At 47.0% G+C, this 25,301-nt stretch carries 27 protein-coding genes and 1 riboswitch; of the genes, 13 read left to right on the top strand and 14 right to left on the bottom strand.

The window, feature by feature from the left end:
- Positions 1–91: 91 nt before the first annotated feature.
- Positions 92–661 (top strand): DJ-1/PfpI family protein, encoded by a 570-nt coding sequence (locus ACXAJH_RS04525; RefSeq protein ID WP_474968874.1) that lies wholly within the window; start codon positions 92–94, stop codon positions 659–661.
- Positions 662–697: 36 nt separating this feature from the next.
- Here ACXAJH_RS04525 and ACXAJH_RS04530 read toward each other — a convergent pair whose 3' ends face one another.
- Entirely contained in the window at positions 698–1,630 is a 933-nt protein-coding gene (locus tag ACXAJH_RS04530; RefSeq protein ID WP_474993194.1) for an oxidoreductase, read from the bottom strand.
- Between the two features lie 229 nt (positions 1,631–1,859).
- Positions 1,860–3,233 (bottom strand): copper amine oxidase, encoded by a 1,374-nt coding sequence (locus ACXAJH_RS04535; protein WP_474968876.1) that lies wholly within the window; start codon positions 3,231–3,233, stop codon positions 1,860–1,862.
- 147 nt (positions 3,234–3,380) lie between these two features.
- Here ACXAJH_RS04535 and ACXAJH_RS04540 point away from each other — a divergent pair, with 147 nt between their 5' ends.
- Positions 3,381–4,685, top strand: coding sequence for a glycoside hydrolase family 113 (locus tag ACXAJH_RS04540; protein WP_474968877.1), 1,305 nt, complete (start codon positions 3,381–3,383; stop codon positions 4,683–4,685).
- A gap of 47 nt (positions 4,686–4,732) precedes the next feature.
- On the opposite strand, the gene ACXAJH_RS04545 is transcribed toward ACXAJH_RS04540, so the two are convergent.
- Together ACXAJH_RS04545 and ACXAJH_RS04550 are read right to left on the bottom strand one after the other, a co-directional pair.
- The gene (locus ACXAJH_RS04545; RefSeq protein ID WP_160836492.1) at positions 4,733–5,500 is read right to left on the bottom strand and encodes an anti-sigma factor; all 768 of its coding nucleotides are present in this window, start codon (positions 5,498–5,500) and stop codon (positions 4,733–4,735) included.
- Positions 5,490–6,059, bottom strand: a complete 570-nt coding sequence (locus tag ACXAJH_RS04550; RefSeq protein WP_474968878.1) for an RNA polymerase sigma factor — start codon at positions 6,057–6,059, stop codon at positions 5,490–5,492. Before ACXAJH_RS04550 ends, ACXAJH_RS04545 begins: the two co-directional genes overlap by 11 nt.
- 217 nt (positions 6,060–6,276) lie before the next feature.
- Between ACXAJH_RS04550 and ACXAJH_RS04555 the strand changes: the two genes are divergently transcribed.
- Complete coding sequence (locus tag ACXAJH_RS04555; protein WP_035531392.1) at positions 6,277–6,366, top strand: YjcZ family sporulation protein; 90 nt, start codon at positions 6,277–6,279, stop codon at positions 6,364–6,366.
- Between the two features lie 39 nt (positions 6,367–6,405).
- Here the strand turns inward: ACXAJH_RS04555 and ACXAJH_RS04560 are convergent, their stop codons facing one another.
- Positions 6,406–6,870 (bottom strand): glycosyl-4,4'-diaponeurosporenoate acyltransferase CrtO family protein, encoded by a 465-nt coding sequence (locus ACXAJH_RS04560; RefSeq protein ID WP_160836011.1) that lies wholly within the window; start codon positions 6,868–6,870, stop codon positions 6,406–6,408.
- A gap of 168 nt (positions 6,871–7,038) precedes the next feature.
- Here ACXAJH_RS04560 and ACXAJH_RS04565 point away from each other — a divergent pair, with 168 nt between their 5' ends.
- Positions 7,039–7,947 (top strand): alpha/beta hydrolase, encoded by a 909-nt coding sequence (locus ACXAJH_RS04565; RefSeq protein ID WP_474968879.1) that lies wholly within the window; start codon positions 7,039–7,041, stop codon positions 7,945–7,947.
- Positions 7,948–8,369: 422 nt separating this feature from the next.
- Here the strand turns inward: ACXAJH_RS04565 and ACXAJH_RS04570 are convergent, their stop codons facing one another.
- Together ACXAJH_RS04570 and gloA2 are read right to left on the bottom strand one after the other, a co-directional pair.
- Positions 8,370–8,990 carry a LysE family translocator gene (locus tag ACXAJH_RS04570; protein WP_474970412.1) on the bottom strand — a complete coding sequence of 207 codons (621 nt, stop codon included), beginning with the start codon at positions 8,988–8,990 and terminating at the stop codon, positions 8,370–8,372.
- A gap of 4 nt (positions 8,991–8,994) precedes the next feature.
- Positions 8,995–9,399, bottom strand: coding sequence for an SMU1112c/YaeR family gloxylase I-like metalloprotein (gene gloA2 / locus ACXAJH_RS04575; RefSeq protein ID WP_474968880.1), 405 nt, complete (start codon positions 9,397–9,399; stop codon positions 8,995–8,997).
- Between the two features lie 164 nt (positions 9,400–9,563).
- Here gloA2 and ACXAJH_RS04580 point away from each other — a divergent pair, with 164 nt between their 5' ends.
- From ACXAJH_RS04580 to ACXAJH_RS04590, 3 genes are all read left to right on the top strand, one after another.
- Entirely contained in the window at positions 9,564–10,670 is a 1,107-nt protein-coding gene (locus ACXAJH_RS04580; RefSeq protein WP_474993195.1) for a carbohydrate kinase, read from the top strand.
- Complete coding sequence (locus ACXAJH_RS04585) at positions 10,667–11,599, top strand: pseudouridine-5'-phosphate glycosidase (protein ID WP_474968882.1); 933 nt, start codon at positions 10,667–10,669, stop codon at positions 11,597–11,599. Before ACXAJH_RS04580 ends, ACXAJH_RS04585 begins: the two co-directional genes overlap by 4 nt.
- A 141-nt stretch (positions 11,600–11,740) precedes the next feature.
- Positions 11,741–11,926, top strand: a complete 186-nt coding sequence (locus ACXAJH_RS04590) for a hypothetical protein (protein ID WP_474968883.1) — start codon at positions 11,741–11,743, stop codon at positions 11,924–11,926.
- Between the two features lie 44 nt (positions 11,927–11,970).
- Here the strand turns inward: ACXAJH_RS04590 and ACXAJH_RS04595 are convergent, their stop codons facing one another.
- Both ACXAJH_RS04595 and ACXAJH_RS04600 read right to left on the bottom strand, forming a co-directional pair.
- Positions 11,971–12,804 (bottom strand): aldo/keto reductase, encoded by an 834-nt coding sequence (locus ACXAJH_RS04595; protein ID WP_474968884.1) that lies wholly within the window; start codon positions 12,802–12,804, stop codon positions 11,971–11,973.
- A 79-nt stretch (positions 12,805–12,883) separates the two neighbouring features.
- On the bottom strand, positions 12,884–14,080 hold the full coding sequence (locus ACXAJH_RS04600) for an MFS transporter (RefSeq protein ID WP_474968885.1): 1,197 nt from the start codon (positions 14,078–14,080) through the stop codon (positions 12,884–12,886).
- 424 nt (positions 14,081–14,504) lie between these two features.
- Between ACXAJH_RS04600 and ACXAJH_RS04605 the strand changes: the two genes are divergently transcribed.
- On the top strand, positions 14,505–14,867 hold the full coding sequence (locus tag ACXAJH_RS04605; RefSeq protein WP_474968886.1) for a winged helix-turn-helix transcriptional regulator: 363 nt from the start codon (positions 14,505–14,507) through the stop codon (positions 14,865–14,867).
- 35 nt (positions 14,868–14,902) lie between these two features.
- Here the strand turns inward: ACXAJH_RS04605 and ACXAJH_RS04610 are convergent, their stop codons facing one another.
- Positions 14,903–15,379 (bottom strand): GyrI-like domain-containing protein, encoded by a 477-nt coding sequence (locus ACXAJH_RS04610; RefSeq protein WP_474968887.1) that lies wholly within the window; start codon positions 15,377–15,379, stop codon positions 14,903–14,905.
- 128 nt (positions 15,380–15,507) lie between these two features.
- On the opposite strand from ACXAJH_RS04610, the gene ACXAJH_RS04615 reads away from it, so the two are divergent.
- The 3 genes from ACXAJH_RS04615 (at position 15,508) to ACXAJH_RS04625 (ending at position 19,234) form a co-directional block, all read left to right on the top strand.
- Positions 15,508–17,037, top strand: a complete 1,530-nt coding sequence (locus tag ACXAJH_RS04615) for a BCCT family transporter (protein ID WP_474968888.1) — start codon at positions 15,508–15,510, stop codon at positions 17,035–17,037.
- Between the two features lie 85 nt (positions 17,038–17,122).
- Positions 17,123–17,224: riboswitch (purine riboswitch) on the top strand.
- Positions 17,225–17,357: 133 nt separating this feature from the next.
- Positions 17,358–17,945 (top strand): xanthine phosphoribosyltransferase, encoded by a 588-nt coding sequence (locus tag ACXAJH_RS04620; RefSeq protein ID WP_474968889.1) that lies wholly within the window; start codon positions 17,358–17,360, stop codon positions 17,943–17,945.
- Entirely contained in the window at positions 17,942–19,234 is a 1,293-nt protein-coding gene (locus ACXAJH_RS04625; protein WP_474968890.1) for a nucleobase:cation symporter-2 family protein, read from the top strand. The genes ACXAJH_RS04620 and ACXAJH_RS04625 overlap by 4 nt, the downstream gene beginning before the upstream one ends.
- Before the next feature lie 45 nt (positions 19,235–19,279).
- Here the strand turns inward: ACXAJH_RS04625 and ACXAJH_RS04630 are convergent, their stop codons facing one another.
- Positions 19,280–20,257 carry a metallophosphoesterase gene (locus tag ACXAJH_RS04630; protein WP_474968891.1) on the bottom strand — a complete coding sequence of 326 codons (978 nt, stop codon included), beginning with the start codon at positions 20,255–20,257 and terminating at the stop codon, positions 19,280–19,282.
- A 203-nt stretch (positions 20,258–20,460) separates the two neighbouring features.
- Between ACXAJH_RS04630 and ACXAJH_RS04635 the strand changes: the two genes are divergently transcribed.
- Both ACXAJH_RS04635 and ACXAJH_RS04640 read left to right on the top strand, forming a co-directional pair.
- On the top strand, positions 20,461–21,459 hold the full coding sequence (locus tag ACXAJH_RS04635) for an LLM class flavin-dependent oxidoreductase (RefSeq protein ID WP_474968892.1): 999 nt from the start codon (positions 20,461–20,463) through the stop codon (positions 21,457–21,459).
- A 101-nt stretch (positions 21,460–21,560) separates the two neighbouring features.
- Complete coding sequence (locus tag ACXAJH_RS04640; protein ID WP_474968893.1) at positions 21,561–21,698, top strand: hypothetical protein; 138 nt, start codon at positions 21,561–21,563, stop codon at positions 21,696–21,698.
- 31 nt (positions 21,699–21,729) lie between these two features.
- Here ACXAJH_RS04640 and ACXAJH_RS04645 read toward each other — a convergent pair whose 3' ends face one another.
- The 3 genes from ACXAJH_RS04645 to ACXAJH_RS04655 form a co-directional block, all read right to left on the bottom strand.
- On the bottom strand, positions 21,730–22,515 hold the full coding sequence (locus tag ACXAJH_RS04645) for a DUF4097 family beta strand repeat-containing protein (RefSeq protein WP_474968894.1): 786 nt from the start codon (positions 22,513–22,515) through the stop codon (positions 21,730–21,732).
- Positions 22,516–22,781: 266 nt separating this feature from the next.
- Positions 22,782–23,774 (bottom strand): bile acid:sodium symporter family protein, encoded by a 993-nt coding sequence (locus tag ACXAJH_RS04650; RefSeq protein WP_474968895.1) that lies wholly within the window; start codon positions 23,772–23,774, stop codon positions 22,782–22,784.
- Positions 23,771–25,165, bottom strand: coding sequence for an FAD-binding oxidoreductase (locus ACXAJH_RS04655; protein WP_474971286.1), 1,395 nt, complete (start codon positions 25,163–25,165; stop codon positions 23,771–23,773). The genes ACXAJH_RS04650 and ACXAJH_RS04655 overlap by 4 nt, the downstream gene beginning before the upstream one ends.
- Between the last annotated feature and the right edge of the window lie 136 nt (positions 25,166–25,301).

Here is a 25,301-nt window from a genome sequence, read left to right on the forward strand (position 1 = left end):
GCCTCTGTTTTATTCTTTTGGAAAGCGGATTACAAATCATGGATTAAGGGAATGGACGTACTGTATTTATTCATGACAAGGAGGGTATGGAATGACTGCAAAGAAAGTGTTGATCATTACTGGAGATGCTGTTGAAGCCCTGGAAGTGTACTACCCTTATTTCCGCTGCCTGGAAGAAGGTTTCGAAGTTGACATTGCCGCCCCTCATCAAAAGAAACTGAATACCGTCATCCATGATTTCGAGGATTGGGAAACGTATACGGAAAAGCCCGGATACTTAATTGAAGCCGGAATTGCATTTGCTGATGTGACACCGGAAAATTATGATGCCTTGATCATCCCTGGTGGACGTGCTCCGGAACACATCCGCATGAATGAAGAAATTCCGGGTATGGTCCGCCACTTTTTTGAAAACGATAAGCCGGTTGCCGTCATGTGCCATGGCAGCCTTGTCCTGACGACTGTCCCTGATGTGGCCCGCGGAAGGAAAATGACCGCATATTCGGCCTGCCAGCCGGAGGTGGAGAGTATTGGTGCCGAATATATGAATGAAATGAATTATGTTGATGGGAATCTCGTATCCGGACATGCCTGGCCGGATCTCCCGAACATTATGAAAGAGTTCGTGAAGCAGGTAAAAGAAACAACCGTCCATACGTAACTATAAAAAGGACACCTTGAGAAGGTGTCCTTTTTATCAGCTTGTGACCGTGAAAGAAACTCCGGTAAGACGCTCGGATTCTGTCCAAAGTTCTTCCGCATCCACTACATCAAGGGTTTCAGTTTTCGGCTTCACGACGACAGGAGCTCCTTTCATCTCCATAAATCCTGAAGGTCCAACATAACGGCCGCCTTCAAGGTCCGGATCAGTGGCTGCGCGTATCCCCGGAAGTGCTCCTTCATAGGCACTCTGGGTGACACGTTTCAACACACCACTCAGAGCTTTGTATAAGAAACGGTCTTCAATATGACGGGCGAGATCCGTCTGTGCTCCCCCGGGGTGGGCACCAAGTGATTTGATGGATAGTCCGGCCTGATCGATCCTGCGCTGCAGTTCAAAGGCAAATAGTAAATTAGCAAACTTTGAGCGGCTGTATGATTTCATAGGGGTGTATCCTTTCCCCTGTTCAAACATAAGGTTATCAAAGTTCACAGAGCCCGATTTGTGGGCATTGCTGCTGATTGTCACAACCCGGGAGCCTTCTGTAGCGGCTAACCGTTCAAATAAGCGGGCCGTTAAAGCAAAATGACCCAGGTGATTGGTTCCGAACTGAAGCTCGAAGCCATCCTTCGTTTTACCATAAGGCGTTGTCATCACTCCGGCGTTATTCATCAAGATATCAAGGCGGTCATATTTCTCTTTGAATTGTTCTGCAAAGGAAGCGACAGAATCCAAATCTGCTAAATCCAGCTCCATTACGTCTACTCGAATATCTGACTGTTGTCTCTTTAGCAGATCGGCGGCTTGTTCTCCACGTTTCTTAGAACGTGAAGCCATAATCACTGTGGCCCCTTTTTCACCGAGGACTTTGACTGCTTCCAGACCAATGCCTCCATTCCCACCTGTCACAACTACGATTTTCCCTTCCATGGATGGTATCGATGGAACGGACCATTCTGTTACATTCATGCTTTCATCTCCTCCTGAGTGTCCATCATTCATTGGCTCCTGAGAAAGGTACCTGGTTTAAATCATAAGACAAAGTTCATATAGAAGAAAAGAAAACGACTCGGTTGTCAAAAAATTCTAAAGACATCCATAAAAAAGAGTGGTGTCCAGATAAGACACCACTCTTTTTTAATACCTTTATGGAAAACAATGTCGGGATGAGAACACCCCGCATTGGAATCTGTTCTTTTTACGCTTGATCCTGCTTACGGCGGAAACCGATGAAGGCAGCAAGAACAGCCATACCCATGGAAGCGAAAGCGATCATCCAGGCATTCAGCCCGCCATCATCACTCGTACCGCCCAAGCCGGTTTTCGGCATTTCAGATGGCATGTCGCTGGCAAACATGTCAGGATTCTGCTCCACAATGGCTCCGGATAATCCTTTTCCTACGCCGTACATGTGGCCGTATGCTTCACGTACCTGCTCATAGGCCATTTCGTAGTCACCATTCACATAGTTATCAAAAGCTCCAGTCAACTGCTGCACGTGCATCTGCAGACCTTCTGCTGTATTTTCAGCCATCAATTTACCTTCTGTTGCTGTATCAAGGAATTTGGAGAATTCCTGTCTGTACCCATCAAGAGCTTTCAATGCTTCTTCTTTCGCCTGCTCATCATCATTTCCTGTTGCTTTTACATAATCAACAAAGTAGCCGATGTGCTCGGACCACATGTCTTCAAACTGTGCACCCGCTTCTTCCCCGTAGACAGAGGAAATAGCTGCTGATAAATCTTCTGTGTTATGACTTAGAGCTTCGGCAGCTTCTTCAAAGTCCTCCGCTCCGTCGCCACCTTTCTGCATAGCGAAAACGGCAAGAGCTGCGTGTTCAGAGAGAAGATGGTTCAAGTCAGCACGGAGATCAGCGGCTGGTGTGGCCGGCGTTGTATTTTCAAACTTCTCCGGGAACTGGTCTGTAATGGCTGTTGATAATCCTTTACCAACACCGTACATATGCTCGATGCTCATACGGAGATTTTCGTAAGCTTCGTCAAAATCGCCTTCCTCGTAGCTGTCAAAAGCTCCAACTAGTTGATCTACGTGCATTTGAAGCCCTTCAGCCAAGGCAGAGGCTTCTAATCTCTCTCCTGTTGCTGATTCCATAAAGGATGAGAAATCCTGTCGGTAGTCGTCAAGATTATCAAGGGCGGCCTGACGTCCCTCTTCATCATCTTCCGCTGTTGCTTTTACGTAGTCAACGAAATAACCAATGTGTTCGGACCATAGGTCTTCAAACTGGCTGCCAGCTTCTTCCCCGTAGACAGATCCGACAGCACCGGATAGGTCCTTCGTATTCGCCTGCAGGGCAGCGGCTGCCTGTTCAAAGTCTTCACCGCCTTCCAATCCTTTCTGCATCGTTACGACAGCCAGGTAGGCATGTTCAGAAAGATAATGATCCAGAGTCGCACGAAGATCGGCGGCCGGGGTAGTTACCGTTACTTTGTCCATTTGTTCATGGTCGCCATGATGGTCGGCAAAGGCCGGGCTCGCTGTAGGTATTAATAGAGCTGCTGATAGCGGAAGCGCTGCAAAAGTCTTCTTCCAATTTACTCTGTGTGTCATTGATTCATCCACTCCTCTTTGAATTGGTTTCATACAGCTAACGAGAGGAGATGATATGTGGATCACTATTTCTATGATTTTTTTTGGAAACTAGTCACCCCCACCAGGAATAACGTCTATCAAGCGCTCTATGTCAGGGGACCTGGTATGTTTTCTATCTACTTATTTCATTTCATCTGGCCTGTCACCCTGCCGGAGCAGGGGCACGCGCATACACTATTCCTAAGACAAGATCATAACCTGGAGGTTACGATAACTATGGATAATATAAACAACCCTGTGCAGCCTGGGAAAATTAAATCGGGAAACTTGTGGGTGCTGGATAATTTTAATCCGGAGCTGATTTTGAATGATATCCTCCGCCTGAACTTAAACACTGTGAATGTACCGATCCGGGTGGACATTCCCAGCCGTACATCATTAACCATGACAATCAATGAAGCTCAAAAACAAAAAGCGGTCGAATTGATTGAGGTTTTGACCAGTAAAGGGATTCAAGTGATGCTGGAGCCGTTCCCATTCATCCAAGGAGGACAGTACGGGGAAACCGAATGGAACCCCGCAGATAAAAAACGATGGTTTATGTTGTGGCAGACGACGGTGCTCAATCCTTTAATTACCACCATCGCCATCCCCTATCAAGTCTGGGGATTGAATATTGCCTCCAACCTCGTCAACTTTGAATCCATGGAATCCGACTGGGAGGCGATGATCACAGAAACGAGGCGGCAGTTTGAAGGTATCGTCGTATTGCGTACGAACTGGTGGTATACTGCATCCTGGAGTCCTCAGACACAGCAGGATTTTACAGCAAAAATCAACCGCTCTTATTGGAAGCTTGTCGATTTCATATCTATTGATGCCTGGTTTGAACTGAACAATCAGGCAGTTCCAACTGTCGAACAAATCAAAGCTTCCATGACATCCACAGAGGTTTACAACAGGAAGCAGAACGTCCTGCAGGAAATCCAGCGATTCCATGAAGTCACCGGAAAAGAGATTTATTTTGGCGGATTTAACATTCCAGCTCTTGAATATGGACTGAAGTTTCCTTGGAACGAGGCTGTTTCTCCTGTTAAATCTCCAGCTGTTCAAGCGAATGGCTGGACTGCCTACAAGGAAACGCTGGAGGATCTTTCCTATTTTCTCGGATTTTCCGTATGGGTCATCGGAAATAACGACCCGGAATATTCGTACAGAGTTGAGCCTGAAACTGCTCTGGTCATTCATGACTGGTATTATGATGACACATGCTCGGAAAAGGAGTTAGAAGAGCTGCGTCAGGAATTGGAAACCCTTCAAGGAGAGATCACCCTTCTTCAGGAACAGATTCAGGAGCTTGAGCTTGAGCGGGGGCAGTGGCTTGTAAGAGAAGGGGAACTTGTGAATCGGATTGAAGATCAACAGCAGATCCTCAATGAAATCAGAAGACTGGTCGACAGCGAAACATAACGAAAACAAAAAGAGCTTTCCGCTTATCCACGGAAAGCTCTCTTCTATTAAAGTCCGGCTTGAAGAATAATATCTCCCTGCGGCGTTTGGTTGCCCGTCTGTGGTTCCTTCGTAATGGCAACAGCATCCCACGATTTTTCTTCATTTATCGTAAACGCTACTCCACCACTGCCGGTATCATTCGTTGTAAAAGCACCAGCCGGTTCCGGTGTCTCTCCTTCAATCAGCCATACTTGATACACTTCGCCTGGTTCCAGGTTTTCCAGGTTCTGCGTTTGTACGAGAAGCTCCTGTTTGGTTTCCCGGTTTAATAACGTAGCTGTTCCAGCAGCATTGGTCCCTTCAGCAGAAGCCAGTTCTGTCTGCTGAAGCGGTGAAGCTGTACCGGATTCGCTGTCCTCCAGTTCGGAAAGAGCTGTTTGGATTTCCGTAAGGCTCGATTCCAACTGTTCATTTTCTGAGGCCAGATCGGATACTTCCAGTCCAGTATACACGTTCATACCAATGGAAAGAAGCAGTCCTGCAGCCAGTACACCTGACCAGGCTTTCCACTTCACAGGTCTCTTCGTACGGACAGGTGTGTTGTCTTCCTCCTCATTTGAGAAGACTTCGTCCAATACCCTCTGCTTCATACCTGAAGGTGGTTCCGTCTGCTCCATATATGACGGCAGATCCCCCATCAAGTCTTCCAATTCCTTCAGTTCTTCCTGGCACCGGGGGCATTCGGATAAGTGTTTTTCAAACTGTTTTCGCTCGATATCTGATAATTGATCATTTATATAATCCAGGATGTGGTCACATGGTTTATCGTTCATAAACGATCCCCCCTTCTTTCTCAAGGTGCTCTCTCAATTTCTTCAGCGCCAGCCGGACACGTCCTTTGACGGTACCGAGGGGAATATCACATTTTTCCGCAATCTCTCTTTGAGACATCCCTTGAAAATAAAAGAGACAAATCATTCTCTGTTGTTCGTCCGGGAGCGTATGAACAGCTCTTCGAAGCTGATCCCGCTCCTCTTTATCTTCAATTTCCTGCTCAACGCCCGGCAGGTCTTCTTGAACAGAATCACGCTGATCCCATTCTACTTCCTGAACTTTTTTCTTTCTTATTAAATCAATGGAAGCATTCCTGGTAATCGTCAAAAGCCAGCTGGAGAACTTTCCCCGCCCGCTGACATACTGACCGGCCCCTTTTCCTCTCCACAACTTCATAAATACATCCTGCATGACTTCCTCTGCTGCCTGCGAATCCTTCATCATGCGAAAGGCAAAGGAGTACAGCAATTTTTCATATCGGTCGTAAAGAACTTCAAGGGCCTCTTTATCTTTCTGCCTGATTCGTTCATACAAATCCAAGTCTGTCGGTTGGGCCATTCAGAAATCTCCTTTAAATCCATAATGATACTAGTATATCTGTTTTTATCAAATCCTTCACGTTTTATATAGAATACGGATAAAAACAAGTTTTGGATGTGTCTGAAGCAAAAAAATCATCCACCCCGCAAAACGTGGAATTCACCGTAATGCATGATGGATGCCTTTCCCAAACAAAAACCCCCGCATAAACTAATTATGAACAGGGGGTGAGATCATGAGCTACGGATACGGAGCAGGCTTTGCGCTGATTGTTGTTTTGTTTATTCTCCTTATTATTGTTGGAGCTGCTTATGTTAAATACTAAAATGAAACGCCGGTCAGAGTGCTCCACTCTGACTCTTTTCTACTTTTGCGGAAATGCATGGAGCAACCTGTCCGAAAGACGGCTGACTCTTGCCCGGTTGTAGCGCTGAATCATGATGAAGGGCAGATTAAACAACAATGCATACATAATCATGATCCACCCTGCCCATGCTGGATTAAATAGAAAAAACAAGGGCGCAGGGAAAATCTGCATCCAGTGTGAGAGTTCCGATCTGGTAAGCTGCTCTTCCAGCTCACTATATGCATACACGTTTCTAATCGATGCCGCTGTCTTTCCTCTACCTTTGTTCACCCATTTCCTCGCTTCTGGAAGCATTGTTTTCCATCTATGAATTCCGAAAGACCGGTAAATACGCCCACGACCTTCCCAGCTCTTCGTCCTTAATAATGGATGCAGGAACCGGATAAAGGAAGCAGGTGCCATAGCTGTGATGCCGCTGACAGCTAAATGGATGAACAGCCATATAACTGCATTGAAGACCATCGATTCACCTTCTTTTCTCCTTTTCCATATACATAATAATCAAATCCTTATCAGCTGGTGCTTCTCGGGCTTCGTTTTCCCCTTTTTCCAAAGGTGTATTCACCTCAGCCGGTTTGATTAATGTAGGATATCTAAGGGAACACTACCCTAAAAAAAGAGAGGTCTTTTATGTTTATCCAGTGGATTGCTCGTCTCCTGCGTATGCTTCCTAATAAAGCAGCACGCACGTCTACCATTCAAAAACAGAAAGTAAAGAAGCGGGTCGATGTTTTAGTCGACACTTCGATTGCTCCAGTAGCGGTCACCTATTACGAACCGCTTCACTCTACCTATAATAAACCACCGGTTTATATAAACCTCCACGGCGGGGCCTTCATTATGTATAACAAAGAAATGGATGACCCGTACTGCCGGTACCTGGCTAACAGGACAGGTTGTGTGGTCATCAATGTAGAATACGGCAAAGCGCCGGAACATCCCTTCCCTGCTCCAATCATCCAGCTCTATGAAGTATTGGCCTGGGTGAAAAGCAATCCCGAAGGTCTGAACATCGACCCTGACAAGTGGATGGTCGGAGGGCAGAGCTCAGGTGCCAACATCGCTGCTGCTTTGTGTTTATACTTGAAGGATCAAGAGGAGCCTCAGCCCCTCCTCCAGGTTTTATCGTGTGCCATGCTTGATTTTGCTACCCCGTTTTCTGAAAAACCAGAACCAGATAAATGGCGTTCCAAATACCCTCAGTTCGCCCATTTTCTGAACCTCTGCTATGTCCCTGAACAAGGACAGGACGTCCATCCCTACGCATCGCCTGTTTACGCAGAGAATGTCAGCGGTGCAGCCGAAACTGTCATGATCACAGCGGAATATGATGCCTTCAAGCCTGAAGCGGAGAGATACGCGAAAAAGCTGAAAAAAGCAGGTGTCCCTGTCCATCACCGCCTATTTGAAGACTGTTACCACCTGTTCACGCATCTTGGTCCCACAGAAGCAGCCACAGAGGCATGGGATACGATCGCCGCTCACATCAGGAAGGCCGCTGCTGAATCAGGCGCACCAATCAAGCAGATATCCTCATAAATAGAAATCCCCCTCCTTAATGAGGGGGATTTCACCTTGTAGAGAAACCCCTGTTTCTTTACAAGCTTTTTTTCTTACCGCCAGGAGCGAAAGCCCCTTGCTGGATGGAGGACAGTCTTTGCTATATTCCGGCAGGCAGCCGTCATCAGCGCAGCCCATAGCGTTCTTTTGAATCTGCGAACCTGTTTACTCTCCTATTTATTCTAACCCGGCACGAGGAGCGTTCGGTGGTGACGTCTGCGGGAACAGAACCGAACGCTCCACTTGGGCAGGCGGCCTTCCTGACCAAGTCAGCGGAGGGCGTGCCCGCGGCATTCATTCACCAATAAGCGGAAAGTGACCCTTCACACGACAAATGGACAACTCTAACTGGTTAGCACAGGCTTTTTTTACAGCCAAAAAACCCCCTCCATAAAGAGGGATTATTTTCCACTGATCATAATCTGCATGGCGATGAAACTGAAGATGAGGCCCTGGGCTTTTTGGAGCTTTCCTGTCGAAATCCGGTGAAGCACGTGCTGTTGAATTTTTTCTGCTAACACGGAGACCAGGAAGAATACAAGAAAAGCCTGGGTGATAAAAATCAATCCGAGTAAAAGCATCTGTAGAGAAACACTCCCGCGGGACGGATCGGCGAAAGGTGGAAGAAGGGCAAGGAAGAATAACGATACCTTCGGATTGAGAAGGTTCATAAGGATCCCTTTCCTGTAAAGCTTTTGGTATTTTTCCGAATTCCCCTGCGCTGCTCCATTCGCTGGTGCTCCACCCCGGAAGGATTGAAAAGCGAGAAAAAGCAGGTAAGCGGCCCCTGCATATTTCACGATTTCAAACGCCGCCGCTGATTGATAGATGACCGCTGATACTCCAAGGGCAGCTGCTGACACGTGGATCACCAGCCCAGTGCACAGCCCAAGGGCCGTAACAATCCCCGCCTTGGCCTGCTGGACAATACTTTGAGCCAGCACAAAAAGGATGTCCGGTCCCGGACTCAGTGTCAACAAAAGGGAAATCCCGATAAATGATAAAACAACAGAGGTTTCCAAAGCGTTACCTCTCCGCTCCTTCTTCGCCTGTTTCATACAGTTCCAGGGGCAGCTGATCAGGGTCCTTGAAAAAAGTAAATCTTCTTCCGGTATACGGATCAATCCTCAACTCTTCTACAACCACCCCTTTTTCCTCCAGCTCTTGTTTGGAGCGTTCCACGTCCTCTACGGCAAAAGCGAGATGTCTGAGACCTCTTGCTTCCGGATCATCCGGCCGTTCTGGTGGGGATGGAAAAGAAAACAATTCGATTTGATTTTCACCTGCTTGAAGATCGAGTTTATAAGATGCCTTTTCCTCCCGATAGTTTTCAGCTATTACCGGTAAACCGAGAATATGTACATAGAAATGTTTCGAAATTTCATAATCTGAACAAATTATTGCAGCATGATGAATTTGTTTTACAAGCATCCCATTCCTCCTCTGAGTAATCTCTTCTACTATAACGGGACAAACGATTTCCTGTCACCATTCTCTTCGATTTTTATTGACTTTTCCATGAAAGCGTTCTTATAATAGAGCAAACAAATGTTTGACTATTCAAACATTTGTTTATGAAGGGGGAATTATGATTAATGGAAAAGTTGACCACACGTGAGCGTCAGGTGTACCAGCAGATTGTCAAAAACCCTTATATATCCCAGCAGACCCTCTCAGAAGCTCTTCAACTCTCCCGTTCCACAGTAGCCAATATTATTTCCGGTCTCGTTCAGAAAAATGTCCTTCTCGGTCGTGCCTATGTGTTGAACAAATCCAGACAGATCCTCTGCATCGGAGGCGCCAATGTCGACCGGAAACTCCACACCCATGAACCGCTTCAAATGTACACATCCAACCCTGTCTATTCCCGTTCCAGTGCTGGAGGTGTAGCGAGAAACATCGCCGAAAACCTTGGAAGGCTGGGCTTTCACCCTTCGCTTATTACAGCAGCCGGCATGGACGCTGACTGGGACATGATCGAAAAAGCCTCCCGTCCCTTTATGAATCTGGAAGGTACTCTTCATCTCCCTCACGCCACCACAGGTACATACACAGCATTGATGAATCCTCAGGGGGAATTGCTTACTGCGCTCGCGGATATGGAGGTTTTCGAGGCGATTGTTCCTCCCCTTGTTATGAAAAGTGAAATAAAGATGAGGCAGTCGGAATGTATGGTTGCTGACCTCAACTGTCCAAAAGAGACGTTGGAACTCCTGCTTAGGATGAGCCGCAGTTTCTCGGTCCCCCTTGCGTTCGTTACCGTCTCTGCCCCTAAGATGACGCGCCTGCCCAAAGATCTGCACGGACTTACGTGGCTGATGACCAATATTGAAGAAACCGAAGCTCAATTCGATATGTCTATTGACTCCAAAGAAAAATGGTACCTCGCCGCAGGTTTATGGCTGGAGATGGGCATCGACAAAGTGACCATTACCTCCGGAAAGGACGGCGTCGTCGTTGGGGAGAAGGAAGGAGGTATCCATCACTTCCCTTCTTTTTCAACAGGGGATGTCAGCGATGTGACTGGTGCGGGAGATGCTTTCTGTGCCGGTGTTTTATACGGATGGATGGAAGGCATGGAACTTCAGGAAATTATAAAAACGGGGATGATGAATGCAGTAAAATGCATTCAGTCCCCCTACACGGTCCGGCAGGATTTGACCCCGTCCCTGCTGACCCAGGATGTGGAGGAATTTGTATGAACCCTTATGTAGACATCTCCGAAGAAGTGGCTTACGCTCTGGCAGAAAACCTCCCCGTAGTCGCTCTTGAATCGACCATCATCTCACACGGCATGCCGTTTCCTCATAATTTACAAACGGCGGAGGACGTGGCTTCCATCATACGGGAGCATGGCGCTGTACCGGCCACAACCGCCATTATGGATGGAAAAATCAAAGTGGGACTCACAAAAGAAGAATTAAAGAGACTTGCCTCTGAAAAAGAAGTGATCAAAGCGTCCCGCAAAGATATTGCGTACCTTGCTGCTTTAGGAAAAACAGGTGCAACGACCGTGGCAGGGACGATGTTCTGCGCCGGTCTTGCTGGTATCTCGGTGTTTGTAACAGGCGGCATCGGCGGTGTCCACCGCGGCGCCGAGTCCACGATGGATATTTCAGCGGACCTTGAGGAACTGGCTCAAACAAACGTCGCTGTCATATGTGCCGGCGCGAAATCCATTCTCGATCTCGGCCTGACACTGGAATACCTGGAGACAAAAGGAGTTCCTGTACTCAGCTATCAAACAAATCTGCTTCCTGCCTTTTTCACAAGATCGAGCGCCTTTTCCTCCAACTATCAAGTCAATCATCCGGATGAAATCGCAGCTGTCATCGACACCAAATGGTCGCTCGGCCTTGACGGTGGCCTGGTCATTGCCAATCCTATTCCTGAACACAGCGCACTGGAAGAATCCTATATGAACCAAATGATCGAGGAAGCTTTACATGAAGCCGGTAAGCGAAATATTACGCAGAAGGACGTTACCCCCTTCCTGCTTGATTATATCCACAAGGCGACACAAGGAAAAAGTGTACAGGCGAACATCGCGTTAATCAAATCCAATGCGGCCTTAGGAGCAGAAATAGCGGCTGCCTACCAAAAGCAAAGACATTCCGTCCAATCGATATAGCTCCTATATCAAAATGATGACATTCCCCTGCGTTTTTTTACAAATAATGGGCCGGATGCCCTGTTTCCTGTCAGACAGCACTAGGCCATCTAAAAACCGGGAATAGGAGAATATAAGTCATAAAACCCGAGGAGGATGATTATGCTGTGGCTGCTGCTCGGTATTCTGGCTGTCGTTATTGCTGTGTCGATCTATTTCGATCGAAAAAGAAGGAAACGCATGAAGCGGGAAACTCAGTCTGAGGACGCCCACCGGTTAAAGGAAACCTACTATATCGATGGAGCGGGAAGGAAATCATCAGATCCAAAGTACAATAAACAATTGTAAAAACAGCAAAAGGACAGGGATTCCCCTGTCCTTTCACTGTTTCATTAAAAATCGAATTCATCCGGATGCGGGCCGCTGCGGGCATTCTCATTGAGTGCGTCCAGTTCTTTCATCTCTTCATCCGTTAATTCAAAATTGTAGATGTTGATATTATCTTTTATTCGGGAAGGCGTCATGGATTTCGGTATGGTTACGACATCATGCTGGATATCCCAGCGCAGAATAATCTGAGCCGGTGATTGATCATGACGCTGCGCCAGCTGCTGGATAACCGGGTGATCCAATAGATCCGCATTCATTAATGGAGACCATGCCTCGACTTGAATGTCGTGTTTTTCCCCGTATTCACGAACCTCCTGCTGGGTCAGTTTAGGATGAAACTCCACCTGGTTGATAACAGGCTTGACCTCAGCATAGGACAACAGATCATCCAAATGGTGGACTTGGAAGTTACTAACGCCAATCGATTTTACGCGCCCTTCTTTATAAAGGGATTCCATAGCTTTCCACGGCTGTTCATATTTCTTATTCCCCGGCCAGTGAATCAAGTAAAGGTCCAGATAGTCCAGACCCAGTTTCTCTAAACTTTCTTCGTAGGCATTGATGGTCCCTTCATAATCGAGGCCGTCATTCCACACTTTGGAAGTCACGAAAAGATCCCCGCGTTTTACAATCCCCTCGTCTACGGCTTTCTTAATTCCATTTCCTACACTGCGTTCATTCCCATAAATGGCAGCAGTATCGATGCTTCGGTAGCCTTCCTTAATGGCTGTAACAACAGCTTCCTCAAGAGCTTCCCCTTCGTCGACGCGGAAGACTCCATAGCCGATTTCCGGCATTTCCAAACCGTTATTCAATGTTTTCATATTGGTTTTCATGATATTTTCCTCCTCTTCATTGTTTGTTGTTTTCATCTGCTCGAAACTCATTACCGAAAGAAAGAGAACCCAAACATTGTTACTGTTCTACTTTTCTCAATAAACCTGTTAACAATACAGCCCCGACAACCATGATGGCACCAATCCAAGGGGTATGAATAAGACCGATACCGTCTACGATGATTCCGCCGACAAAAGAACCGATGGCAATTCCGACATTAAAGGCGGCAATGTTCAAAGCAGATGCGACATTGACTGCGGATGGGACGTATTTTTCAGCCAGGTTAACGACGAGCACTTGAAGACCGGGAACGTTCATAAAGGCAAACAGCCCCATTAGGAAGATAGCGATAAGCCCCGCAACCTTGAAAGGAGCAGCAAACGTCAACCCAAACAGGATGACGGCTTGAAACACAAACATCCAGAATAACGCCCGGAGCGGGTTTTTGTTAGAAGCTTTCCCACCTACAACGTTACCGATTGCTACAGCCACCCCATACACCAGCAGGATGATGCTGACCCACTTGGAACTGAATCCTGTTACATCTTCAAGTAAAGGAGTCAGATAAGTGAAGGCGACAAAGGTCCCTCCATATCCAAGGGCTGTAATCAGGAAAGCCAGCATGAGTTTTCCATTTTTCAGGATTTTCAATTGTTCACTGAATTTAGCAGGCGCCGCTTCTTTCAAGTTACTTGGAACTAAAATGGAACTGGCGATCATACCGACCACACCAAGCAGAGCAACTCCCCAGAAGGTGGCTCTCCAGCCGAAAGCCTGTCCAATGAACGTCCCCAGCGGAACGCCCGTGACCGTAGCAACCGTCAATCCTGTAAACATAAAGGCGATGGCACTGGCCCGTTTATGTTCAGGTACAAGATCTGCGGCTATCGTGGAACCGATGGAAAAAAAGATGCCATGAGAGAAAGCGGTAATGAAGCGCGCGACGAGAAGCAGGCCGAAACTTGTCGACAGGCCAGCTACCGAGTTCCCGATAATAAACAACACCATCAACGACAATAAAAGCGATTTACGGCTCATTTTACTCGTAAGAGCCGTTAATACAGGCGCACCGACAGCTACCCCGAGGGCATAGCCGGAAATCAAAAGCCCCGCCAGCGTAATGGATATCGATAAATCACCGGCGATGGATGATAATAAACCTACAGGCACAAATTCCGTCGTTCCAATTCCGAAGGCACTAATGGCTAAAGCAATCAGCGCAGGAGTGCCTCCTTTTGATTTAGGTTGATCAATCGTTTCTGCGTATGAACTCATGAAGAAGTCCTCCTCTTTCTTTTTGTGAGTCCGGAAAAGCAAAGGCGCCTTTGACCATTTCCGGATTTCTCTATTGAATGTCATGCACGCCCGGGGAACATAAATGGCATATCCATCGGGTAGCTAAACGGGCCCGGGCCTCTTTAACGCGGGCCAATCCCCCGGGGACAAAAATGATTATGCTACGAATGAAACTTTTTAGAAAGTACGTACTTTAAAGTCACGTAGGTACTTTTTAGTAACATTTGTGCCGCCAGAGGGTTCAGCCGAGACCATATCGTTCCACTTTTTTATGGACACCGACAAAGGAAGTTATAACGATGGAACATTTCATAAAGATATGATAAATTTTTAAAGCGTTGAAAAGAATCAAAGACGTGTCTTCCATTCATAAGGAACGTGAACCATGAAGGAGTGGACCATGATGAAAAAATACAACATCCCCGTTGAGGCAGCTCTTGAAGTCATCGGTGGGAAGTGGAAAGTCGTTATTTTATGTCATTTAATAAAGAGCGAATTACGAACGAGTGAATTGAAGCGTCTCATGCCGGGGATTACCCAGAAAATGCTTACCCAGCAGCTAAGGGAGCTCGAGCAGGACGGGGTGCTGGACCGGGTGGTTTTCAACCAGGTTCCACCGAAAGTTGTTTACAAACTAACGGACTACGGCTGGTCCTTAAAGCCCGCTCTGGATATGCTCTGTGCATGGGGGGAACAGCACATCGAGAACTGCTACCCGGATAAATCCGAAGTTCTTACCGATGACCATGAATTAGAAAAAGTATAAAAAAAGGTCAATGCCGCAGCCGGCATTGACCTTTTTTATTTAATCGGAACCCACACTTCCTCTTCAGCATTTAGATCATCCACCCTGTAATCCGGCCCCAACCTCTCGAAGTGGGGGCGCACATCCACTTCATACGGAGAGTTCGGAAGCCACTCATTAAAAATAGTACCAAGGGTGCCTGCAAAGGTGTGCGCCGGTCCTTTATGAATAAAAACAGCGTACAGCCCTCCATGTATAGTAAAGCTCTCCATACCTTCCGGAAGTTCTTCATTAGATTGGGCGTGAACTGCCACCCACCGGGTGAAGCGGGTATCATAGGTGAACGTGTTCAGGTCAAATCCTTCCGGATAAATGGATAGGTTATAAAAGCACTCGTCCTTCCGCTCTTGAATCATTTTCACCTTAGGTTTGAAGCTTTTCCACAACTCTACAGTCTTATCTTCAGTCAAGGTCATGCTCCTGCTTTCTCCTATAAGATGCATATTTCCAAGCTGAACGATTTGCGGATCCATACGGCTGCCTCCTCTACATATTTCTACATCTTGTAACAAATTTAACAAAAACAGGATTTAAATGTAGACTTTAAGGGTAAGAAGAAGAATCAACCCCTGCTTTTTATTATTACATATGAGGTGAAGAAATGAAGAATGTAACTCCTGTTTTTTGGTATGGGTTAACCATCTGTGCCTTGTTCGTGGTCTGGGGATCGATCAGCCCTGATCAGCTTCAGACCGTCACTTCCGAAATTACGGCTGATATTTCAAACACGTTTGGATGGTACTACCTGATCATCGTTTTAGCGATGCTGATTTTCTGTATTTACTTAGTATTCTCCAGGTTCAAAAACCTGAAGCTTGGTAAAAAGGACGAGAAACCTGAATTCTCCCTGCCTACATGGTTTGCCATGCTTTTCAGCGCCGGTATGGGGATGGGCGTCGTCTTTTGGACGACAGCAGAACCTGCTTCCCACGCGTTCAAAAGCAGTCCTATAGCTCCTGAGGGAAGCGAGCAGGCGATTAAGGATGCCATGCAGTACTCCTTTTTCCACTGGGGCATCCACGCCTGGGCGATTTATGCACTCGTCGCTCTTGTACTTGCCTACTTTAAATTCCACAAAGGCTACCCCGGGTTGATCAGCGCCACTTTAATCCCGTTGTTCGGCAAAAAGGCGATGAGCGGCCTGCCGGGCAGGCTGATTGATGTGCTTGCCGTCGTCGCCACCGTCGTTGGTGTAGCCGCGACACTTGGGTTTGGTTCCGCTCAGATCAACGAAGGACTGGGATACTTATTCAACGTTCCCACTAACTTTACCACCCAGTTTATTATACTCGTCGTTTCCATGGTGCTCTTTATCGCCTCTGCGTGGTCGGGCATCAGCAAGGGAATCAAATATTTAAGCAATACGAACCTTTTTCTCGGATTTGGTTTGATGATTCTTTTGTTTATCGTAGGACCTTCCATACTGACATTGAATATGTTTACACAGTCTCTTGGAAACTACGTAACCAACTTTTTTGATATGAGTCTCCGCATTGCTCCTCTTAATGAGGAAAGCCGATCGTGGATCAACTCGTGGACCATTTTTTACTGGGCGTGGTGGATTTCCTGGTCACCTTTCGTCGGGATTTTCATTGCAAGGATTTCCCGCGGAAGAACAATCAAGGAGTTCATGACCGGTGTGCTGGTGGTTCCATCTCTCGTCTGCTTCGTCTTCTTTGCTGTCTTTGGAACAGCCGCTATCGATCTGCAGCAGCGGGGCATTGAAGCCATTTCAGAGTTCCCGATTGAAACCGCAACGTTTGCGACACTGGATTACTATCCGCTTGGCACACTCATGTCCTTCATTACGATTTTCGTAATTGCGATTTTCTTTATCACCTCTGCGGACTCCGCTACGTTCGTATTAGGAATGCTTTCCACCAAAGGGTCATTGAATCCAGATGGTACAGTCAAAATTTTGTGGGGACTGGCTCTGACAGGTATGGCCGCCACCATCGTTTATTTTGGTGGAACACAGGGATTGCAGAACGTCCTGATCATAGCTGCTCTCCCATTCTCTGTCGTCATTTTACTTATGGGAGGGTCCTTCTTCAAAGAGGCCAACCGAGAAATCAAAGAACTGAAAAAAGCAGAATCCAAGCCGTCCCGAATGAAGAAGCGGGCGCAGTAGCCTGATGATTTCTTTTTAATATTCCATATCTTCTTCGCTTATCTGTCAACAGGCTCTTGATATCGAACCTTTATATGTTACAATACCAATAACATTCGGATATTTTCATATAATAGCAGGGATAAGGCCTGCAAGTTTCTACCGGTTTGCCGTAAATGAACCGACTATGAAAAGCCTGACAGATGAAGAATCCTTTCTGGATTCTTCTCCTTACGATGCCAGCTGTGCGTATCGTCCGGCTTCTCATAACTTTGAGAGGTGGACGATACGCATTTTTTTATGAAACATCCAATGTAATTCATCATCAAGGTGGGAATCCTATGGAATTGTTGGAAAGAAAAATCAGAGAAGAAGGACGTGTACTCTCCGCATCTGTTTTAAAAGTGGATGCCTTCATCAATCATCAAATCGATCCCTTATTAATGGACAGCATTGGACGTGAATTCGCCGACCGATTCTCAGAAGCAGGCATTACAAAAATATTGACGCTTGAATCGTCCGGAATCGCTCCTGCTCAAATGACAGGCCTTCACTTACAGGTTCCTGTTGTTTTTGCCAGAAAGCGCAGATCATTGACGCTGAACGATCAGTTGTACACCTCTGAAGTCTACTCCTTTACAAAAGAACAGGCGAGTGAAATTGCCGTCTCTCACGAATTCATAAACAGAGACGATCACGTCTTGATCCTTGATGATTTCCTGGCGAATGGACAAGCGGCTCTCGGTCTCCTGCATATTGTTGAACAAGCAGGAGCTACTCTGGAAGGAATCGGTATTCTTATCGAAAAATCCTTTCAGGATGGCGGCGGAATATTAAAGAACAGAGGGGTCCGAGTGGAATCCTTAGCCCGCGTTGCTTCATTGGAAAACGGACGTGTCCAATTTGTTGAAAAGGTGGGAGCACAGTGAAACAAATCACTTTAGCCATCCAGCATCTTCTTGCGATGTACGCTGGAGCCATTCTCGTTCCATTAATTGTCGGCAGTGCCCTCGGGTTAAGTTCTACACAACTGACGTATTTAGTTGCCGTAGATATTTTCATGTGTGGAGCGGCAACCATCCTGCAGGTTGTGAAGAACAAATATTTCGGTATCGGACTGCCTGTTGTGCTCGGCTGTACCTTTACAGCCGTCGGTCCGATGATTGCTATCGGAAGCGAATACGGAGTGACAGCCATTTACGGCGCAATTCTTGTATCCGGCCTGTTCGTCCTGGTGATCAGCCGCTTTTTCAGTAAGCTTGTCCGTTTTTTCCCTCCGGTTGTAACAGGGTCTGTCGTTACCATCATAGGAATTACTTTGATCCCGGTTGCCGTACAGAATATGGGCGGCGGACAAGGGGCAGAAGACTTCGGCTCGCTATTCAACTTGTCTCTGGCTTTCGGTACACTGGGTGGCATTATCCTCTTATACCGGTTTACTCGTGGATTTTTCCAGTCCATCTCCATTCTTATGGGAATTACTGCCGGTACACTGACCGCCTTCTTCTTCGGCCGGGTAGATACAGCAGCTGTTACGGAGGCTTCCTTCTTTCACATGATCGAACCCCTATATTTCGGCATCCCTACGTTTCACTGGTCAGCCATTTTGACGATGATCCTTGTCGCTATGGTATCCCTTGTTGAATCGACGGGCGTTTATTTTGCTGTCGGTGACCTGACTGATCAGGAAGTGAAGGAAAAAGACTTGAGAAATGGGTATCGGGCAGAAGGTATCGCCATTCTGCTCGGCGGCTTTTTCAATGCTTTTCCTTACACCGCCTTTTCTCAAAATGTCGGTCTTATGAACATGACTGGTGTGAAATCAAAAAAAGTCATCTTCATTATGGGTGGCATGCTGCTTGGACTCGGCCTGCTTCCTAAGGCCGCAGCCTTAACAACGATCATCCCCACTCCTGTTCTAGGTGGAGCGATGCTTGCTATGTTTGGCATGGTGATTGCCCAGGGGATCAAAATGTTAAGCAGGGAAGCCGCCGCTTCTCCTGAGAATTCTATGATTGTTGCCTGTTCCATCGGCATGGGGCTTGGTGTAACTGTAGCACCGGAACTATTCGCCCAGCTGCCTAACAGTATTCAAATTTTAACAAGCAACGGCATAGTAGCTGGAAGCCTTACAGCTATCGGTCTTCATATCATTTTCCATATGACCCGCAGACCGGCTGAGAAAAAAACAGACGCTGTGTGGCAGGAAGGGGCCTGAAACGAACAACCGCCGGCAGATAATGTTCTGCCGGCGGTTGTTCGTTTATTCATAGGGCTGGTTGGGAATTTCAAGGTTCCACCGCTTCTCAAAATCCACATACTCGGTAAAATTATGCTGCTCCCCAATCATGTCCTCATCTAAATAAGGCGAATATGTCCGGTGGGTCAGCGTATTTTTATTCAAGTCGAATTCAATGATTCTCAGGAACCCCTCCCCTCCATTCGGATACCCTTGGTAATCAGCAGCATATTGATGGACAGGCAGTCCCGCCTCATTTTTACGAATCTTGCGGTAGGTTCCGCTGTAATGACCGTTGACAGTCATGAAAATTTGACTATTCTTCGCAATCCACTCGTTATAAATGAATGACGGAGAATTCCCTTTGGATTTTCTTACATAAGGTTTTTCTGAAAGCCGGCCTTTCGTATCCATAAGCAGATGGGTGACAACGATGACCGGCATGTCTGGGTGTTCATCAAGAACACGCTGGGCCCAGGCAAGATCTTCACCGGGCAGGTCGATATTTAAAAAAAGGAGAAGAAAATCTTTTCCTTCTGCTGAAAACGTATAATAGGAGTTCAATTCATTTCGAGAGTGTCCTCCATAACCCGGGTGCCCCTTCATCCGTCTGCTGCCAAAGTACTGTTTATAGTGAGCCGCTTTACCCCCCATATCGTGATTTCCCATCGCTATTCCATATGGCACTCCGGCTTGATCCATCCGGTCAACGGCTTGATCCGCATTTTCCCATTGATGTTTTTGATTTTTATCCACCACATCCCCTAAATGGGCGGCAAAGCGAATATCCTCTTTTTCAAAGTTATCTGCCAGCCACTGAGTCTGGGCATGGAACCTTTCTGGAAACTCATCTGAATACAACTGGGTGTCCGGAAGCAGCACGAGCTTAAATCTGCCGTCCCCTTCCAGATCCGTGGCCTCACTATTTACGGTATAAGCAACGGCAAGACTGAGAAATAGTATAAGAAGGCTTTCATTAATCCAGAATACAGCCGTTCTCACCGATACCCTTCCTTTCTTCTATAAAGAACCAACCAGATTCCTTTGTTGTTCCTTAGTGTGTCCATTCCAATACGGGATATGAAGGAACAGGACTGGGGCTCTTTGGAAGAAAGCATGGATTCAGGCTCAGACAAATTATTTTGAGTCTCGAAACAAAATTGATAAGATAACCATAGGATTCTACAAAGAAATGAGGACAGGATATGACTGAAAAAACACTCTCTCACACAAAATACAGCGTTCTAGACCTTGCCCCCGTTACAGAAGGCGGCACACCGGCTGACTCCTTTAAAAATACAGTGGATCTGGCTCAGCATGCTGAGCGCTGGGGATTTAACAGATACTGGTTAGCGGAACATCACAATATGCCGTTTATCGCAAGCTCGGCTACTTCCATAGCCATCAGCCACGTACTGCACCATACAGATTCCATTCGAGTCGGATCCGGCGGGGTAATGCTGCCCAACCATGCTCCACTTGTGGTCGCTGAGCAGTTTGGTACACTGGAGACTTTATTTCCTGGACGGGTTGATTTAGGCCTCGGACGGGCACCGGGAACAGATCAGCTGACAGCTGGTGCGTTAAGGAGAAACCTGGATAGTGATCCAAACGAGTTTCCTGAGCAGGTGGAAGAATTAAGAGGTTACTTTGCCGGCGAAAACCGCATTCATGCTGTACCAGGAGAAGGACTGAATGTGCCGATCTGGCTCCTTGGTTCCAGCGGATTCAGTGCGCAGCTGGCTGGACAGCTGGGACTGCCGTTCTCATTCGCCAGCCACTTTTCCCCGAACAATACGGAAGGAGCGCTGCGTTTATACAGACAACAGTTCCGTCCATCCGATGTGTTGGACCAGCCCTATGTGATGGTTGGTGTGAATGTGATTGCCGCCGATACGGATGAAGAAGCGGAATATCTGGCCACATCCCTCCAGCAGCAGTTCCTGAACCTCGTCCGGAACACGAACATGCTGCTTCAGCCTCCAGTTGAAAACATGGAGGATGTATGGACGCCAAGGGAAAAGCTGGCACTCATGCAGCAGCTCGGCTCTTCCATTATCGGAAGTAAAGAAACGGTCAAAGCCAAACTGGAAAGCTTCCTTCAAGAGACAGAGGCAGACGAAATGATGATCATTTCTCAAATTTACGATCACGATAAACGGCTGCGCTCTTATGAAATCATTTCAGAAATCATGAACCCATAAAAAAAGAGCGTCCTCCGGGGCGCTCTTTTTCTGCCATATTTTACTCGATTAACATCCTTCCTCCGACCGAACACTAAGGAAAATACAAGGAGGGATCTTATATGGGAAAACGCACATCTCAAATGAACGCCGCTAAAACCAACAATAAAACACCGAAGGAAAGCCTGCCTGTTGAAGAAGAACCAGGACACCGCACGAATAAAAACCGACCTGAAGAAGGACCGGGCGCACATCAATAGTAAGCAGGCGAAGGTGGGAGGTCTCCTCCTCTCACCTGTTATTCAAGTGCAGATCCCCGGACTGTGTAGCAATCTGTATGATGTTCTCTTCACTCCCCTTCCCAAGCACAGCTCGAAAGGAGTGCTCCTCTTTCTTTTCATACAACAAATCCTCCCAGTTTACAACCGCTTCTCCTGACCGGCTCGTAAATAAAACCGTTCCATCTTGAGGTGCTGCCGATTCATAACTCACATGCACATCCCCACTGGTCGTTTCCACATCCAAACCCGTCAGTGTCTGCATTCCGGTCAAGGAAAGATCTCCGGAAGCCGTGTTGACCCTTGTCTTCTCTCCCTCAGCATCCTCTTCCGTAATGGATCCGCTCTTCGTCTGATAAGTTCGCGCGCCCGCTGTAACAGCTTCCCCTGCGATATCTCCACTGGAAGTTTCGATGGCCAGAGTCCTTTCAATCTCATTATTCACCATGTCCACAGATCCCGACGAAGTTTTGATATTTAAAGACGCTGTTGTCATTTCCTCGATACGGATGTCTCCGGATGATGCCTGCATCGTCAGCGCCTCATATTTTTTCTCAGGAAGCACAATGTGTAAGGAAGCATCTTTGAAGGGAGAAAAAGGAAGCAGACGGATCCCTTTTCGTTCCACTTCTTCAATATGTAGTTTCCCTTGAGAGTAATGGTACGTAAAAAGGGGTTGGTTTGTCTTTCCTTCTGCACTCATTTCAACGTGGGAGACAGATGCGGTCTGAATGTCGACATCCATGGATGCCACCTCGATTTCAATCCTCTCGACTTCTTGTTTTTCATACTCAGTCACAGCATTCACCTCCTGGCTGCCCCATAAAGAATACAAAGTGACTCCTGAAAGCAGAACAAAAAGAAATAAACAGATGCCTATCCATATTTTTTTCATAAGCCCCCTCTTTCGTCATTAAAAATATAAGATGCCACTCTGACATATGTATATGAGGTGCGTATCCACCTTTTCTTCAGCCGTATACGCACGTGCTTTTCCTAACCTCCTCCGTTGTTTCTATGGTTTACGGAAAAGAATGGAAAAAGGTTTCACCTATGACACAATTTTTATAGACCCGTTTGTTTTATACCTTCTACCCACGCATCGTGAGGTGCAGCATCCTCCTCTTGTTTTTCTGTCGGTCTCTTCGACCAGAAGGTTGCCAATATAGGTCCCGAGATATTGTGCCATACGGCAGCAAGAACGTTTGGCAGCGCAGCAAGGGGACCAAAATGGGCTGTAGCAAGCGCTACACCAAGACCGGAGTTCTGCATCCCTACTTCAATGGAAATCGCCCGGCGCTTGCTTTCATCCAGCTTCATAACTTTTGCCGTTCCATAACCAAGGGACAAACCGAATAGATTATGCAGCATAACTGCAGCAAAAACCATCACACCGGAACTGATGATGCTGTCTACATTCGCTGCCACTACTGCCATAACAATAATGATGATGGCCAGAACAGAGATGAGCGGGATGATGGACGTTCCTTTGTCAACCACTACCGGGGCAAGCTTACGTACACCGACTCCGAGAGCGATCGGAATAATGATAACCTGCACGATTGAAATAAACATGGATACCGGGTCCACAGGGAGCCACTGACCAGCCAGAATCAGGAGAATCAATGGTGTGAAAATGGGAGCAAGAAGCGTTGACAACGAGGTCATCGCCACAGACAAAGCCAGATTCCCTCTAGCAAGAAACACCATGACATTGGAAGAGGTCCCTCCAGGAACTGAACCGAGAAGCACAAGTCCTGCTGCAAGCTCGGCAGGAAGCTTCAACAAATACGCAATAACAAAAGCAGCCAGGGGCATAATCAAAAATTGAGACAGCACCCCTATGATGACTGGAACCGGTTTTTGCACGACCATCTTAAAATCCACAGGTTTTAGTGTAAGTCCCATTCCGAACATGACAACTCCAAGCAGAATGGTAATGTAGGCTCCCAGACCGAGAAAAGTGGAAGGGAGGAAAAAGGCGGTCAGCGCAGCCCCCACCACCCAGAAAGCAAAATACTTTCCAGCTATATGACTAATAGATTCAAGCATCTTCATTGATTTGTCCTCCTTGTTGGAACGAGTTTATCCGGGTTCATGATTCCTTTTGGATCAAGGGCCTGCTTAATTTTCTCCATAACAGCCAGTGCGGCCCCATGTTCCTGTTTCTGATACTTCATCTTTCCTCGTCCAACCCCATGTTCACCCGTCGATGTTCCACCACATGCAAGAGCATATTCTACAATGGCTTCATTCAACTGCTCCGCCTTAGCGGCTTCCTCAGGGTGATCCGGGTCCAGCATAAGAAGCGCATGATAATTTCCGTCCCCTACATGACCAAGAATTCCGGCATGGAGGCCCAGTTCTTCAATGACACCACGTGCGTGATTCACGGCTCCAGCCAGTTTGGAAATCGGAACACACACATCCGTCACCATCAGCTTCCTGCCGGGAAAGCTGTGGATATAGGCATAGGCCAGCTGATGCCGCGCCTCCCACAGCTTCACCCGCGCAGCATTGTCTTTTTCGAATTGGATCCCCATACAATGATGTTCCTGGACGATGGCTTTCACAAAGTCAATATCCTCTAAAAGCCCGGACTCATTTCCATGGAACTCTAAGAATAAAGTCGGCTTTTCATCATAGGTTGTGTGGTTGAAATGGTTCACCTGCTGCATCGACCGATCGTCCACGAGTTCCATTCTTGCAATAGGAACACCCGCCTGCAGGATAGACACCACGGCTTCCACAGCATCATTGACGGTTGGAAAAGACGCTCTTCCCGCTGTAATGTGCTCAGGAATACCATATACTCTAAGAGTTAGTTCTGTCATGCATCCAAGAGTTCCCTCTGAACCGACATAAAGACTGTTCAAATGGTAACCGGAAGATGACTTCCTTGCCATACTGCCTGTATGTATACAGCTTCCATCAGGCGTGACCACTTCAAGGTCATGCACCTGATCTTTCATGACTCCATATTTAACAGATGTGGTCCCACTTGCATTCGTGGCTGCCATCCCTCCAAGCGTGGCATCTGCGCCGGGATCTACCGGAAAGAATAAGCCGTATTTCTTCAACTCCTTGTTCAGCTGAGATCTGGTTACCCCAGGCTGGACTTTCACTAGAAAATCTTTATCCCTCACTTCAAGGACTTTGTTCATTTGTGAAAAATCAATCGTAACCCCTCGGACATATGGGATCACGTGACCCTCAAGGCTGGTTCCCAGCCCGAATGGAATAATGGGTATCCCGAAAGCGTCTGCAGCTTTTACAACCGCCTGTACCTCTTCTGTCGTCTCCGGAAAGACAACCAGTTCCGGTCTTTCCGGTTTATGATAGGACTCGTCCCTGCTGTGATGATCAAGGACAGTTGTGTTCGTTGAAAGTTGATGGTCCTGAAGCACCAGCTTCAATTCTTGTATGAAATCAGCCATATCTACTGCCACTGCTATTCCTCCCGCCTGTATTGTGTCTCACATTATACATAATAGTCTGAATTTTACAACAGGAGGTTGTTTTTTTCATTTTTTTCTAAAGGATTTTTAACCCATAGCTTTTTTCCACATAAAAAAAGCACCCCTT

Source organism: Halobacillus sp. ABD4_316 (assembly GCF_056161385.1).